Source organism: Arenimonas aestuarii, assembly GCF_054781715.1.
Map to the genome: position 1 here is coordinate 1,656,797 of NZ_BAAGTW010000004.1, position 13,435 is coordinate 1,670,231.

Here is a 13,435-nt window from a genome sequence, read left to right on the forward strand (position 1 = left end):
CCGGTGCGTCAGGGGCCCACTTTGCGCCCCGGCACTGGCCGCGGCGTGTGCCGATAGTGCTGGCTGGGGGCACGGTTCCGAGCATACCCCGCCCGGCGTTCAGGCGGTGTCGGCGACGAACCCGGCTTCAGCGGCCATTCGGTCCGCGTGGTAGGACGAACGGACCATCGGCCCGGAGGCCACGTGGGTGAAGCCCAGGGCCTGGCCAGCGGCTTCGAGCGCCTTGAACTCCTCGGGAGTCCAGTAGCGGATCACCGGGTGGTGGTGCGGCGTGGGCTGCAGGTACTGGCCGATGGTGATCATGTCGACGTCGTGGGCACGCAGGTCGCGCAGGGTGGCCATCACCTGTTCGAAGGTTTCGCCCAGGCCCAGCATGATGCCGGACTTGGTGGGCACGTCCGGATGCTGCGCCTTGAAGCGCTTGAGCAGCTGCAGCGACCAGGCGTAGTCGGCGCCCGGGCGCACGTTCGGGTACAGGTCGGGCACCGTTTCGAGATTGTGGTTGAAGACGTCGGGCGGCGACTGGGCCAGGATTTCCAGCGCGCGGTCCATGCGGCCCTTGCCGCGGAAATCGGGCGTGAGGATCTCGATCTTCAGCGACGGCGCCAGCGCCCGCGCTTCGCGGATGCAGTCGACGAAATGCTGGGCACCGCCGTCGCGCAGGTCGTCGCGGTCCACCGAGGTAATGACCACGTAACGCAGGCCCATGTCGGCGATCGTGCGCGCCAGGCTGGCCGGCTCATCGGCATCGGGCGGCTTGGGCCGGCCGTGGGCGACGTCGCAGAAGCTGCAGCGCCGGGTGCAGACCTCGCCCAGGATCATGAACGTGGCGGTGCCGTGGCTGAAACATTCGTGGATGTTCGGGCAGCTGGCTTCTTCACAGACGGTGACCAGGCGGTTCTCGCGCAGTTTGCTCTTGAGCTTCTGCACGGCGTTGCCCGAGGGAATGCGCACCCGAATCCAGCTGGGCTTGCGCAGGATGGGCGCTGCTTCGTCGAATTTCACCGGGCTTTTGCCGATCTTGTCCCCGCCCAGCTGCTTCTGGCCTTCCACAAGGGGCGACCCCAGGACCTGCAGCGGGATGGACTTGCTGGTGGACTCGGACATGACGCCTCAGGCGGAAGTGAAATCGGGGAGGCCGGCCACCGGCCGGGCCTGCAGGCCGAGGCGCCGGGACAGGGCTTCGACCAGCAGCGGCTTGACCGCGGCGAGCTCGCCGGGACCGCCCAATTCTAGCATCGAGGTCACTTCCAGGCCCTGGTAACCGCAGGGATTGATGCGCCTGAACGGCTCCAGGTCCATCGCGATGTTGAAGGCCAGGCCATGGAAGCTGCAGCCGCGGCGGACGCGCAGGCCCAGGGCCATGACCTTGCGGCCGTCCACGTAGATGCCGGGCGCGCCCTCGCGGCGTTCGCCGCGCACGTCGAAGCCGGCCAGCACGTCGATGACGGCCGCCTCGATGCGGCAGACCAGCTCGCGCACGCCCACGCCAAGGCGGCGCAGGTCGACCATCGGGTAGGCCACCAGCTGGCCGGGGCCGTGGTAGGTGACCTGGCCGCCGCGGTCGACCCGCAGCACCGGAATATCCCCGGCCGCCAGCACGTGTTCGGGTTTGCCGGCCTGGCCCAGGGTGAAGACCGGGTCGTGCTCGACCAGCCACAGTTCGTCGGGCGTGTCCGGGCCGCGGGCGTCGGTGAACGCCTGCATCGCGCGCCAGACCGGCTCGTAGGCCTGGCGACCCAGTTCGCGCACCAGCCAGGGCCGGTCGGCCGACGCCGCGGCCGGCGCCGTGTCGCAGGCGGCCGCTACAGCGTCCACTTCACCGCCGGGTGCTCGCGCAGCGCCCCGTGCGCGGCATCGTAGTCCTCGCGGCTGTGCGCCTCGAAAACCAGCGAAACCGACACGTAGTTGCCCTTGGCCGACGGCTTGATGGCCATGCGGTCGCGATAGACGGTGAGGCCCAGGGCCTCGAGCACGATCGGCATCACCAGGTGCAGGTCGGCCTCGGCCGACCCCATGGCGCTGATCTCGAAGATGCCCGGGAACTGGAACCCGTGTTCGGGATTGTCGGAATGGATGGACATGCCCCCATTATGGGGGCGCCGGTCCGCCCGCCCAAGGGTCAGACGCCGTCGACCCGGACCCGGTTCCGGCCCTCGGTCTTGGCCCGGTACATGGCGCGGTCGGCGGCGCGATAGAGCTCGTCGCCGCCCTCCCCTGCGTCCGGATGCAGCACCGCCACGCCGATGCTGACGGTAAGCGCCAAGGGACCTTCTCGAAGCTGCAGGGGACGGTCTTCCAGGCTGGCCCGCATGGCCTCGGCCAGGCCCGCCGCCGCGTCCGCGCCGTGGCCGGGCAGCAGCACCCCGAACTCCTCGCCGCCCAGCCGCGACAGGTGGGCACCGGGCACGGTGAAGATCTCGCGCATGCGGTCGGCGAAACGCACCAGGCAGGCGTCTCCGGCGTCATGGCCGTGTTCGTCATTGACCCGCTTGAAGTGGTCCAGGTCCAGCACCAGCATCGCCAGTGGCCGGCCCGACCGGCGCGCTTCGCCGACGTGGTGTTCAAGCGCGCCGCTGAAGGACCGGCGGTTGGCCACGCCGGTCAGCGGGTCGATCCGGCTGAGCCGCTCGTACTGGTCGCGCTGCATGCGCAGGGCATCGTAAAGGTCCAGTTGCCGCTGGTAATCGCCGTGACTGCGCACCAGAACCACGCCCAGGTAAACCGAATACACCGCCACCGTGATGCCGACCGACAGGCTTTCGTCCGTATAGGGCAGCAGGATGGGCGCCGGCAGGTACAGCAGGGCCACGCCCAGCAGCGCGCGGTTGCGGCGCAGCGGATAGTTGTGCGCGAAAGCGGTGGCGAAGGCGATCGTGCACAACAGCGCGGCGCTGCGACCACCGGCCAGGTGCGGATCGAGCAGCACCCAGCTCAGGATGCCTCCCCACAGGGCCGCGGTGGCCAGCACCACGGCCCACTGGCGGTCCAGCCATTGCCGGAGCCGGTCCATGCCCAGCTGCTGGTCGGGTACCGCAGGCCAGAAACGCAGGGCGGCCAGCGCCAGGAAGGCCAATGCGGTGGCCGCCCAGATGGCGGTGTGTTCGCGGAAGACGTCGCCGGCGGTCGAAACCACCAGCCAGCCCAGCACGTAAAACAGACCGCCGGCGATCAGGCGCTGGCGGGTGTCGGCGGCTTCGCGGGCCAGCCGCAGGAGCGCCACGTCGTCGTCAATGGTTTCACGCATGCCGCCGACCCCCCTGCCCGCCCGGCGAACCCGGGGGCGGGCCACGCCGGTTTTAGTCGCTTTCCCACCACAGCCAGAAGTCGTCGCTCATGCGCTTGAAGAAGCCGCCCTCGGCGACGTCGGCCAGCGCCACCAGCGGCCGCTCGGCCACCACCTTGCCGTCCAGGCTCAGGCGCAGGGTGCCGATGGCCTGGCCCTTGGCCACCGGCGCGCTGAGCTGCCTGGGCACGTCCATGCTGGGCTTGAGTTCGCCGTAGCGACCACGCGGCACGGTCACCAGCAGCGGCTCGGTGAGGCCCAGTGAAACGGTGTCGGCGACGCCGCGCCAAATCGGGTGCTCGGCCACCTGCTCGCCGGCGCCGTAGACGCTGTGCGTCTCGAAGTTCCGGAAACCCCAGTTGAGCAAGGCCAGGTTGCCCTGCTCGCGCAGGCGGAAACCTTCGTTGCGGCTGTTGGTGTCGATGCCCAGCACCACCGAGACCAGGCGCTGGTCGCCGCGCTTGGCCGAGGCGGCCAGGCAATAACCGGCCGCCGAGGTGTGGCCGGTCTTGAGGCCGTCAACGCTGTCGTCCTTCCACAGCAGGCCGTTGCGGTTGTACTGCTGGATGCCGTTGTAGGTGAATTCCTTGACCTTGTAGAGCGCGTAATGGTCGGGGAAGTGGTTGATCAGGGCGCGCGAAAGCATGGCGATGTCGCGCGCGGTCATCAGGTGGCCGTCCGCGGTCAGGCCGTGCGCGTTCTCGAAATGCGAACCGGTCATGCCCAGCTTGCCGGCGTAGGCATTCATCATGTCCACGAACGCCGCCTCGGTGCCGGCCAGGTGTTCGGCCAGCGCGATCGCGGCGTCGTTGCCCGACTGGATGACCAGGCCATGCAGCACGTCGTCGAGTTTGACCTCGGTATTGACCTCCAGCGCGCTGTAGCTGCCGTCGGTGCCGGCGCCACCCTGGCGCCAGGCGTTTTCGCTGATCTTCACCATGTCGTCGAGCGACGCGCGGCCGGCGGCCACTTCGGCGGCGACGACGTAGGAGGTCATCACCTTGGTGATGGACGCAGGATTGAGCGGCTCGTCGATCTTTTCGCCGGCCAGCACCTGGCCGCTGACATGGTCCATCAGGATCCAGGCCTTCGCGCCTTCGGGTACCGGGGCCTCGGGCGTGGGCGGCGGCGCGGCCTGCGGCTGGTCGGGCACCGGCATCGGGGCGGGGACCTGGGCGAAAACACTGCCGGCCAACACGGCCGCCAGCAGGAAGGACAGGAAACGGGAAACGGACATCCGGCAAAAACTCCAGTTATTCAGGATCCGCGCGAGGCGCCGACCGGGGACAAGGCGATGATGCTAGCCCTTATTCAATGAACACGCGCGGGCTGGGCAGGCCCAGGCTGCGCAGGTTTTCGATGACTTCGGTCGCGGCGCCGGCCGCCAGGGGGCCGATGCGCACGCGCCAGAGCTTGTTGCCGTTGACCTTCACCGACGCGACTTCGACGTCATCGATGCCGGCGTCCTCGATGAGGCGGGCGATCCGGCGGGCATTGTCGCGTTCGCGGTAGGCACCCACCTGCAATATGCGGCGGCGGCCGTCCTCCGCCACGTGCACGGGGGGCCCGGGCAGCGGTGCCGCGGCGGGCAGGGGCGCGGCCGGCGTGCCCGCCGCCAGGCGCGGTGCATCGGCGCCGGGCACCAGCGCCTGCACTTCCACCTTCGCGGTGCCACTGCGGTCCAGCCCCAGCTTCACCGCCGCGGCGTAGCTGAGGTCGATGATGCGGCCGTCGTGGAAGGGGCCGCGGTCGTTGACCCGCACCACCACGCTTTCGCCGGTGTCCAGGCGGGTCACCCGCGCGAAGCTGGGCAAGGGCAGGGTCTTGTGCGCCGCGCTGAAGCTGCACATGTCGTAGATCTCGCGGCTGGAGGTATGCCGGCCGTGGAACTTCTGGCCGTACCAGGACGCGATGCCACGCTCGCGATAACCCGCGGCCCGGTCCAGCACGCGGTAGCTCTTGCCCAGCACCGTGTAGGGCGAGCGGTTGCCGTAACGCGCCAGGGGTTCGTGCCGGGGCTCGGGTTCGACCAGGCCGCTGATGTCCAGGCTTTCACCGGGAGCGGAGTCGGCCACGCCCGGCGCGTACAGGCCGCCCGGGGTGTAGTCCTCGTCGCGATGTTCGCGCACCTGCAGGCAGGCCGCCTGCAGCGCCTGCGCCGAAGCGGTGGCCGGCATTCCGGCCACGGCCGCGCGCGGCGTGTCGGCGGCCGGTTCGGGCACGGGTGCCACGGGGCGGGTGGGCTTGCCGGCGCAGGCCGCCAGCAGCAGCACCACGCAGGCCAGGCCAGCCCTCATGGCGCGGCGGCGGCCCCGGATCCGGCGGCGATTTCGCGCGACAGCTGGTACACCGCCATCGCGTACATCGGCGAACGGTTGTAGCGGGTGATGGTGTAGAAATTCTGGAAGCCGAACCAGTGTTCGGTGCCTTCCGTACCTTCCAGCGTCACCAGCGTCGCCTTGTGGTCGTGGCCCAGGGCCTCGGCCGGGCGAAAGCCCTTCTCGCCCAGCTCGGCCAGGCTGTAGCGCGCCTCCAGGCCTTCGGGCTTGAAGCCATCGCTACCCTGGTCGGCGCGGGCCAGGGCCACCACCGGCTCCCCGGCCTGCCAGCCGTGGGCGACGAAATAATTGGCGATCGAGGCGAAGACATCGTCGAGCGAGCCGAACAGGTCGCGGCGGCCGTCGCCGTCGCCGTCGCGGGCGTAGGCGCGGTAGCTGGACGGCATGAACTGGCCGTAGCCCATGGCGCCGGCGTAACTGCCCTTGAGCGCGGCCAGGTCGAGCTTTTCTTCCTTGGCCAGCAGCATCACCTGGGCCAGTTCGTCGCGGAAGAAGCGGCCGCGGGCGGCTTCGCGCTCGAGCTGGCCGGGGTCACCGCTGACCGGGTAGAAAAAGCCCAGCGTGTAGAGCGCATCGAGCACCGGGTAGCTGCCGGTGTTGCCGCCGTAGCTGGTCTCGACGCCGATGATGGCGACGATCATTTCCGCCGGCACGCCGGTATCGGCCTCGACCTGGGCCAGGGCATCGCGGTGGCGGGCGAGGAAGGCCTGGCCATCGCGGATGCGTTTGTCGGAAATGAAGATCGGCCGGTAGTCGCGCCACGGTTTCACCTTCTCGGCCGGCCGCGACATGGCATTGACGATGCTCTGGCGGTATTCGGACTTGGCCAGCCAGGCTTCGACCTCGGCGGCCGGCAGCCCGTACTGGCTGCTGGCGTGGTCAAGGAAGACCTGGCGCAGCGCCGGGTCCGGGGACGGGTTGGCGGCGGCCACGGCGGTCGAAGTGGCCAGCAGCAGGGCGGACAGGCGAAGCAGGAAGGTGCGCATGGAAACAAGCATATGGGAATGCCGGCGATTTGACACGGCGGCGTTTCCCGGCCGGTTCAGGTAGCCATGAATTTTCGGTGCGCATGCACCGACATCACCATGCCAAAGCCCACCAGCAACGACACCGCCGAGGTGCCGCCGAAGCTGACCAGAGGCATGGGCACGCCCACCACCGGCAGCAGGCCGGCGACCATGCCGCCATTGACCACGACGTACACCGAGAAGGTCATCGCAAGGGTGCCGGCCAGCAGGCGGGCGAAGCCATCGCGGGCCTGGGTGGCGATCCACAGGCAGCGCCCGACCACGAACAGGTACAGGGCCAGCACGGTGACCACGCCCGCCCAGCCGAATTCTTCACTGAGCACCGAGAAGACGAAGTCGGTGGTGTGTTCGGGCAGGAAGTCCAGGTGCGACTGGCTGCCCTGCCCCCAGCCCTTGCCGGTGAGGCCGCCCGAACCGATCGCGATCTTGGACTGGATGATGTTCCAGCCCGCCCCCAGCGGGTCGTTCTCCGGGTTCATGAAGGTGAGGATGCGCTCGCGCTGGTGGGGCAACAGGAAGGGCCAGGCCGCCGGCAGCGCCGCCAGGCCCATGCCGGCGAACAGCCCGATGCGCCACCAGGCGATGCCGGCCAGGAAAATCGCGAACACGCCCGAGGCCGCCACCAGCATGCCCGTGCCCAGGTCGGGCTGGAGCACGATCATCACGACCGGCACGCCGATGATGCCGGCGCAGACCGCCAACACCCGCCAGCCAGGCGGCAGCGGCACCGAGTGCAGGTACCAGGCCAGCATCATCGGCACGGTGAGCTTGAGCAGTTCGCCGGGCTGCAGGTAGAACACGCCCAGGTTCAACCACAGGTTGGCACTGCGCCCCGTCCCGAACACGAACACCGCCGCGAGCAGCAGCAGGCTGCCGGCGTAAGCCAGCGGGGTCCACAGGCGGAACTTCGCCGGGGTCACCCGCGACAGCAGCAGCAGCGCCACCAGGCCGACGCCGAAACGCGCGCCCTGCGACACCACCAGCCGGGTGTTTTCGCCCGAGGCGCTCGCCAACACCACCAGGCTGACCACCATCAGGGCCATCAGGGCCAGCAGCAGGGGCAGGTCCACCTTCTCGAACAGGCGGTCAAACAGCTGGCGCAGCAAGCGCAGCACGGCGGTCATGGCGCGACCTCGTCGGCGACCGGCAGCAGCCAGGCATCGAGGATGCGCCTGGCCACCGGCGCCGCGGCGCCGCTGCCCGAGCCACCATGCTCGACCAGCACCACCACGGCGATGCTCGGCGCCTCCACTGGCGCGAAACCGATGAACCAGGCCTGGTGGCGCAGGTGGTAGGGCAGGTCCTTGGGGTTCGTGCGTTCTGTGCCGCGGCGGCTGACCCGCTGGGCGGTGCCGGTCTTGCCGGCCATGCGGTAGGTGGCACCCACGGCGGCGGCGCGGGCCGAGCCGGTGGGGCCGTGCATCACCGCCACCAGGCCTTCGTTGACCGCTGCCAGGTCTTCCGCGCTTTCGATCACGCGCCGCCCGGGCAGCTGCGGTTCGGGCTGCAGCGGCTGGTTGAAACCGGCCTGGCTGGCCTGCAGCAGGTGCGGCCGGTAGAGCATGCCGCCGTTGGCCAGCACGGCCGTGGCCTGGGCCATCTGCAGCGGCGTGGTGACCCAGTAACCCTGGCCGATGGCGGCATTGACGGTATCGCCGGGGAACCAGCCCTGGTTGTACTGCATGCGCTTCCACTGACGCGACGGACGAACGCCGGGCATTTCGCCGGCCAGGTCGATGCCGGTGGGCCGGCCAAAGCCCAGGCGTTCGAAGAAGGGGTCGATGCGGTCCACGCCCAGTTCGACCGCCAGCTCGAAGTAGTAGGTGTTCACCGATTGCGCCAGCGACTCACGCAGGTTCACGCGGCCATGGCCACCCGGGCGCCAGTCGCGGTAACCGCGGGATTCGCCCGGCAGGAAAAACTCGCCGGTGGACAGGGTTTGATAGTCCGGCGTGCGGATACCCGCTTCCAGTGCCGCGAGCGCCATGAATGGCTTGATGGTCGAACCCGGCGGTGCGCCGCCCAGCACGTTCCGGTTGAACAAGGGCCGCGACGGCGCCTGCAGCGCCTGCCAGGCCGGGTGGCTGATGCCGTTGATGAACAGGTTCGGGTCGTAACTGGGCAGGCTGACCATGGCGAGGATCTCGCCATTGCGCGGATCGATGGCGATCGCGGCGCCATGCTGGCCTTCGAAGGCATCCACCATCGCCTGCTGCAGGCGGGCATCGACGGTCAGGCGCAGGTCGGTGCCGGGCGTCGCCGGCTGCCGGCGCACCACGCCCAGCGCCCGGCCCTCGACATTGGTCTCGACTTCTTCATAGCCGATCTCGCCGCGCAGGCGATCTTCGTAATAACGCTCGATGCCCGCCTTGCCGATATGCGTCAGCGCCGCATTGCGGCTGTCGCCCAAGGCCTCCAGGTCGTCTGCGTCGACGCGGCCGACGTAGCCGATGACGTGGGCGAACAGATCGCCATACGGATAGCGCCGGGTCAGGTAGGGAACGACTTCGACGCCGGGAAAACGGTGGCGATTGACCGCCAGGCGCGCCAGCTCGCCTTCGCTCAGGCGCAGCTTCAGGGGCACCGGCCGGAAGCTGCGCGTGGCGCGGCGCGCTTCACGGAAACGTTCGATGTCCTCGGGGTCCAGTTCGACCAGGTCGGCCAGGCCCGCGAGCGTGGCGTCGAGGTCCTGCACCTGCTCGGCGACAATCTCCAGGCGATAGGCCGGCACGTTGTCGGCCAGCAGGCGGCCATTGCGGTCGTAGATCAGTCCGCGCGCCGGCACGATTGGCCGGGGCTTGATGCGGTTGGCTTCCGAGCGCAGCTGGTATTCCTCGTGCTGCAGCACCTGCAGGCGGAAATAGCCGCCGGCCAGGCCGAGCAGCGCCAGGGCGATGCCGATGAAGCCGATGATCGCGCGGCGGTCGAACTGCGCCGCCTCGGCGTGCAGGTTCTTGAGCTTGCGGCGCGGGATGCTGCGCATGGCGTCAGCTGGCGCGGTCGCGCGTGCGCAGGCGCAGCCCGTCGAGCAGCAGGAACAGCCACGGCCACAGGGCGAAGCCCAGCACCGGCGACAGCCAGCTGGTCCAGTGCAGCCAGCCGTTGCCGGCCATGCCGTGGATGGCCTGGTCGACCAGGCGGTCGTTCACCAGCAGCGCGAAGATGGCCAGCGCCTGCTGCCACAGCGGGAAAAAACGCAGGCGGGCGCGAAAACGCTGCACCAGGAAGGCCATCACCACCAGGCGCAGGGCCTGTTCACCCAGCAGGGTGCCGGCCACCAGGTCGGCGGCCAGCCCGACGACGAAGGCCGTGCCCAGGCCCACCTGGTCGGGGGTCTCTAGCAACCAGTAACAAAGCAGCATGGCCAGCACGTAGGGGCGGGCAAGGTCCATGCCGTCGGGCAGCGGCACGACCATCAGCAGCAGGGCGATGAACAGGCCGCCGTAGAGAAGCCAGCCGGAAGGGCCGCGGTTCATTCGACGGGCTCCTGCGGCTGGGGGGCATCGGCCTGCCCGGGGTCCACGGCCGGCGCGTCGGCGCCGGCGGGCGCCGGATCCTGGACCGGGACCGGCGGCGGCGGCAGCGGCGGGCCGGCATCAACGCCAGTGGTCGTATTGCTGACCAGCAGGACTTCCACGCCGCGATCCAGGCGCGCCGACGGGCGGGCCTCGGCAACGACGAAGGCCTGGGTTTCGTCAGGCTGCACGCTCAGGATCACACCCACCGGGAAGCCCGCGGGAAAGCGGCCGCCGATGCCCGAGGTGACCAGGCGGTCGCCGACCCGGATGTCGCCGCTTTGCGGGATGCTGGGCAGGCGCAACATGTCGGTGCGGCCGGTGCCGTAGGCAATGGCGCGCAGGCCCGTGCGGGCCACCTGCACCGGCACGGCGTGTTCGGGATCGGTCAGCAGCAGCGCGGTTGAATGCCGGGGCGTCACTTCGATGACCTGGCCCAGCACGCCGCCGGCGTCGATCATGGCCTGGCCGACGCGCACGCCGTCGTTGCCACCGGCGTCGAGCACGATGCGCTGGCGCGAGGGATCCAGGTCGACGTCGATGATGCTCGCAAGCTGGGCCTCGAGGCGGTAGCCGCGCGTACCGCCCAGCAGCCCGCGCAGGCGCTGGTTTTCCTCGGCCACGGCCAGCAGGCGGTGCAGGCGACTGGCGTTGACCTGCAGTTCGCGATGCAGTCGCTCGTTTTCCTGCTGCAGCGCGGCACGACTGCTGAAGAACTCGCTGGCGCCGTCGCTCAGTCGGCCCGGTGCCGATGCCAGCCACCACACGGGTTCGACCAGGGTCGTGAGCTGCACGCGTGCCTTGGCGGCGAAGCCGCCACGCAGGTCCGCCACCATCAGCACGGTGGCGATGGCGAGATAGGCCAGCAGCGGTAGGGTGCTGCCGGCGCCGTCGGTCAGGCGCGGCGCCGGGTTTCCAGGGTAGGCCACGGCGTCATCCGGATGGGGACTGCGCCTGCAAGCAGGCTCACTCGGCCGAGAAGAACTCGTTGCCGTGCATGTCGATCAGTTCCAGCGCCCTGCCGCCGCCGCGGGCGACGCAGGTGAGCGGGTCGTCGGCGACGTGCACGTGCAGACCGGTTTCCTCGGAGATCAGCTTGTCGAGGTCGCGCAGCAGCGCACCACCACCGCTGAGCACGATGCCGCGCTCGGCGACGTCGGCGCACAGCTCGGGCGGCGTCTGTTCCAGCGCCTGCTTGACGGCACTGACGATGCCGCTGAGCGGTTCGTGCAGGGCCTCGAGCACTTCGTTGGAGTTGATGACGATCATGCGCGGCACGCCCTCGGCGAGGTTACGCCCCGACACTTCGAACTCCTTGACCTGTGCCTGCGGGAAGGCGCAGCCGATCTCGAGCTTGATGCGTTCGGCGGTGGTTTCGCCGATGAGGGTGCCGTGGTTGCGACGGACGTAGTTGATGATGGCTTCGTCGAAGCGGTCGCCGCCGATGCGCACCGACTGCGAATAGACGATGCCGTTGAGCGAGATGACCGCGACCTCGGACGTGCCGCCGCCGATATCGATGACCATCGAACCGCGGGCTTCGTCGACCGGGATGCCGGCGCCGATCGCGGCGGCCATCGGCTCTTCGATCAGGTAGACCTCGCGGGCACCGGCCTCTTCAGCCGACTCCTTGATGGCGCGGCGTTCGACCTGGGTCGAACCGCAGGGCACGCAGATCAGCACGCGGGGGCTGGGTCGCAGGAACCGCGACTTGTGCACCTTCTTGATGAACTGCTTGAGCATTTCTTCGGTGTGGGTGAAGTCGGCGATGACGCCGTCCTTCATCGGGCGATGCGTGGTGATGTTGCCGGGGGTGCGGCCAAGCATCTTTTTTGCCTCGGCGCCGACCGCGGCGACCTCTCGGCCACCGGGGCCATGGCGCACGGCCACCACCGACGGCTCGTTCAGGACGATGCCCTGGCCACGGACGAAAATTAGGGTGTTGGCGGTTCCGAGATCGATCGACAGATCGTTGGAGAACAGCCCGCGGAGCTTCTTGAACATGCGGGAGAGCCCGTTAAATGTGGGGTTTCGGGGGGTGGGCTAGCGTAGCAACCAAGTGGCCCTCGCGCTACCATGTGCGACTTTGCGGGCAGTCGCCCCGCCCTTGCCCCGAGAGGTCCCGAACAATGGCATCCGCCCTGATCTGCGGTTCGCTGGCTTACGACACCATCATGGTGTTCCAGGACCAGTTCAAGAACCACATCCTGCCCGACAAGGTGCACATCCTGAATGTGTCCTTCCTGGTGCCGCGGATGCGCCGCGAGTTTGGCGGCTGCGCCGGCAATATCGCCTACAACCTCAAGCTGCTCGGCGGCGAGCCGATCCCGATGGCCACGGTCGGCCAGGACTTCGAGCCCTACCGCGAGCACTTCGAGGCCTGCGAGATCCGCCTGGACCACGTCAAGACGCTGCCTGACCTGTATACCGCCCAGGCCTTCATCACGACCGACCTGGACGACAACCAGATCACGGCCTTCCACCCCGGCGCGATGATGCGGTCCTACGAGAACCACGTCCGGGACGTGAAGGACGTAGGTTTTGGCATCGTCGGGCCCGACGGCTACGAGGCGATGCTGCAAAACTCGAAGGAATTCGCGGAGTTGGAAATCCCGTTCATCTTCGACCCGGGCCAGGCGATGCCGCTGTTCAACGGCAAGGAACTGACCCAGATGATCGAGCAGTCCACCTACGTCACGGTCAACGACTACGAGTCGAACCTGCTGCAGGAGAAGACCGGGCTGTCCGAGAAGGACATCGCCGAGCGGGTGCAGGCCTACATCATCACCCGCGGCCCCAAGGGTTCGGAGGTACATACCCAGGGCGGCGAGATGCATATCCCGGCAGCCACGGCCATGCGCGTGGTCGACCCCACCGGCTGCGGCGACGCCTACCGCGCCGGCCTCATTTTTGGCCTGATGAACGGCATGGACATGGCCACCACCGGCCGCATCGCCTCGCTGATGGGTGCCCTGAAGATCGAACACCTGGGTCCGCAGAACCAGCGCTTCGATTACGAGCAGTTCCGCCAGCAGTTTGGCTACGCGCTGCGCTGATAGCCACCCAGGTATCGCTGAAAAGCCGCCAACTGGCGGCTTTTTTGTTGCCTGGGTTACATCGAGAAGGTATTCCCCTGGGCAAAGAAAAACCCCCGCCTGTTGGCGGGGGTTTTAGGGGTAAAGCCCCTGGCGATGACCTACTCTTGCATGGCTTAGGCCACACTACCATTGGCGCAGCTGCGTTTCACTTCCGAGTTCGGGATGGGAT

At 68.7% G+C, this 13,435-nt stretch carries 13 protein-coding genes and 1 rRNA gene; 1 reads left to right on the forward strand and 13 read right to left on the reverse strand.

Annotated elements, in window-relative coordinates:
- Window positions 1-99: 99 nt before the first annotated feature.
- The 12 genes from lipA to ACYVJH_RS08830 form a co-directional block, all read right to left on the reverse strand.
- Window positions 100-1,107: a lipoyl synthase gene (gene lipA / locus ACYVJH_RS08775; protein WP_460454231.1), complete on the reverse strand. Its 1,008-nt coding sequence runs from the start codon at window positions 1,105-1,107 to the stop codon at window positions 100-102.
- Window positions 1,108-1,113: 6 nt separating this feature from the next.
- The gene (lipB, locus tag ACYVJH_RS08780) at window positions 1,114-1,818 is read right to left on the reverse strand and encodes a lipoyl(octanoyl) transferase LipB (protein ID WP_460454232.1); all 705 of its coding nucleotides are present in this window, start codon (window positions 1,816-1,818) and stop codon (window positions 1,114-1,116) included.
- Window positions 1,806-2,084, reverse strand: a complete 279-nt coding sequence (locus ACYVJH_RS08785) for a DUF493 family protein (protein ID WP_460454233.1) — start codon at window positions 2,082-2,084, stop codon at window positions 1,806-1,808. The genes lipB and ACYVJH_RS08785 overlap by 13 nt, the downstream gene beginning before the upstream one ends.
- A 38-nt stretch (window positions 2,085-2,122) precedes the next feature.
- The gene (locus ACYVJH_RS08790) at window positions 2,123-3,247 is read right to left on the reverse strand and encodes a GGDEF domain-containing protein (protein WP_460454234.1); all 1,125 of its coding nucleotides are present in this window, start codon (window positions 3,245-3,247) and stop codon (window positions 2,123-2,125) included.
- A 52-nt stretch (window positions 3,248-3,299) separates the two neighbouring features.
- Window positions 3,300-4,523 carry a D-alanyl-D-alanine carboxypeptidase family protein gene (locus ACYVJH_RS08795; RefSeq protein WP_460454235.1) on the reverse strand — a complete coding sequence of 408 codons (1,224 nt, stop codon included), beginning with the start codon at window positions 4,521-4,523 and terminating at the stop codon, window positions 3,300-3,302.
- A gap of 70 nt (window positions 4,524-4,593) precedes the next feature.
- The gene (locus ACYVJH_RS08800; RefSeq protein WP_460454236.1) at window positions 4,594-5,583 is read right to left on the reverse strand and encodes a septal ring lytic transglycosylase RlpA family protein; all 990 of its coding nucleotides are present in this window, start codon (window positions 5,581-5,583) and stop codon (window positions 4,594-4,596) included.
- The gene (gene mltB / locus ACYVJH_RS08805) at window positions 5,580-6,611 is read right to left on the reverse strand and encodes a lytic murein transglycosylase B (RefSeq protein WP_460454237.1); all 1,032 of its coding nucleotides are present in this window, start codon (window positions 6,609-6,611) and stop codon (window positions 5,580-5,582) included. The genes ACYVJH_RS08800 and mltB overlap by 4 nt, the downstream gene beginning before the upstream one ends.
- Before the next feature lie 56 nt (window positions 6,612-6,667).
- On the reverse strand, window positions 6,668-7,777 hold the full coding sequence (gene rodA / locus ACYVJH_RS08810) for a rod shape-determining protein RodA (protein WP_460454238.1): 1,110 nt from the start codon (window positions 7,775-7,777) through the stop codon (window positions 6,668-6,670).
- Window positions 7,774-9,636 carry a penicillin-binding protein 2 gene (gene mrdA, locus ACYVJH_RS08815; RefSeq protein ID WP_460454239.1) on the reverse strand — a complete coding sequence of 621 codons (1,863 nt, stop codon included), beginning with the start codon at window positions 9,634-9,636 and terminating at the stop codon, window positions 7,774-7,776. The genes rodA and mrdA overlap by 4 nt, the downstream gene beginning before the upstream one ends.
- A 4-nt stretch (window positions 9,637-9,640) precedes the next feature.
- Window positions 9,641-10,129 (reverse strand): rod shape-determining protein MreD, encoded by a 489-nt coding sequence (gene mreD / locus ACYVJH_RS08820; protein WP_460454240.1) that lies wholly within the window; start codon window positions 10,127-10,129, stop codon window positions 9,641-9,643.
- The gene (mreC, locus tag ACYVJH_RS08825) at window positions 10,126-11,097 is read right to left on the reverse strand and encodes a rod shape-determining protein MreC (protein WP_460454241.1); all 972 of its coding nucleotides are present in this window, start codon (window positions 11,095-11,097) and stop codon (window positions 10,126-10,128) included. Before mreC ends, mreD begins: the two co-directional genes overlap by 4 nt.
- A 37-nt stretch (window positions 11,098-11,134) precedes the next feature.
- Complete coding sequence (locus tag ACYVJH_RS08830; RefSeq protein ID WP_188659651.1) at window positions 11,135-12,172, reverse strand: rod shape-determining protein; 1,038 nt, start codon at window positions 12,170-12,172, stop codon at window positions 11,135-11,137.
- A gap of 125 nt (window positions 12,173-12,297) precedes the next feature.
- Here ACYVJH_RS08830 and ACYVJH_RS08835 point away from each other — a divergent pair, with 125 nt between their 5' ends.
- Entirely contained in the window at window positions 12,298-13,224 is a 927-nt protein-coding gene (locus ACYVJH_RS08835) for a carbohydrate kinase family protein (RefSeq protein WP_460454242.1), read from the forward strand.
- A 127-nt stretch (window positions 13,225-13,351) separates the two neighbouring features.
- On the opposite strand, the gene rrf is transcribed toward ACYVJH_RS08835, so the two are convergent.
- Window positions 13,352-13,435, reverse strand: a 5S ribosomal RNA gene (gene rrf / locus ACYVJH_RS08840); the annotation flags it as partial.